The sequence below is a fragment of the Rossellomorea vietnamensis NBRC 101237 genome (assembly GCF_001591825.1).
Classification (GTDB): Bacteria; Bacillota; Bacilli; order Bacillales; family Bacillaceae_B; genus Rossellomorea; species Rossellomorea vietnamensis.
This window is the reverse complement of the sequence record NZ_BCVQ01000109.1, coordinates 1-1089: the sequence shown is the minus strand read 5'-3', so window position 1 is coordinate 1089 and position 1089 is coordinate 1. Positions and strand designations below refer to the sequence as shown.

Sequence of the window (1089 nt, the reverse complement as noted above, 5' to 3'; positions counted from 1 at the left end):
TGAAATGAGGATTGTCTGACTGTTTTATTTTATAATTAAAGTATTAGTGAATAGGCGGTGTACTCAATGTTATCAAAACAAGAAGAATTAGTTTTAAGTCCATATTACGAGTTGTACAACCAGGTAGTTCCAAAAGATAACCTACTGCGCCAAACGAAAGAACTCGTTGACTTCTCCTTTATTCTGGATGAGCTTAAAAAAAATTATAGTATTGATAATGGTCGAAACGCCATACCACCCATTCGAATGTTTAAATACCTCTTATTGAAAGTGTTTTATGACTTATCAGATGTTGATGTTGTCGAACGCTCTCAATACGATTTGTCATTTAAATACTTTCTAGATATGGCTCCTGAGGAGCCTGTAATCGACCCAAGTTCTCTTACTAAATTTCGAAGATTGCGTATTAAGGATATGAAATTACTTGATTTACTAATCGCAAAGACGGTAGAAATAGCCCTTGAGCACAATCTTTTATTAGGAAAATCCATTATCTTAGACGCTACTCATACAAGTTCTCGATATAACTCAAAATCAGCTACGCAATACTTACAAGAATTGTCCAAAAAGCTTCGTAAGACGATTTACCAATATGACGAAAAAATGAAAGAAAGTTTCCCTAGTAAACCAGATGACGGCAGCTACCAAGAAGAACTTACATACACCGAACAGTTAGTTTCTGTGGTTGAACAATCTCCACAAATAGCAAAAGTCCCCTCCGTGAAGGAAAAGCTTAACATTTTAAAAGAAGCCGTTGAAGATAGTAAGCATAATACCCATTTTTCAACGGATCCTGATGCGAGAGTCGGACACAAATCTGAAGACCATTCTTTCCATGGATATAAGACCCATCTTGCCCTTTCGGATGAAAGAATCATCACAGCGGCTATTATTACTTCGGGCGAAAAATCGGATGGTAACTATCTTCCTGATTTAATTGATAGAACGAAAAAAAATGGGGTGGAAATAGAGGCAGTCATTGGTGACAAAGCTTACTCTCGAAAAGAAAATCTCATTTATGCCAATAAAGAAAAACTTAAGCTCGTTTCTAAGCTACATCCCCTTATAACAAATGGCAGAAGAAAAGAT

Annotated in this window: 1 protein-coding gene; it reads left to right on the top strand. The window is 36.1% G+C overall.

Features of this window, described 5'->3' with window-relative positions; genetic code table 11:
• Positions 1-66 precede the first annotated feature (66 nt).
• Positions 67-1089: IS5/IS1182 family transposase (locus BVI01S_RS21830; RefSeq protein ID WP_061811546.1), on the top strand; the 1023-nt coding region annotated here is incomplete at its 3' end.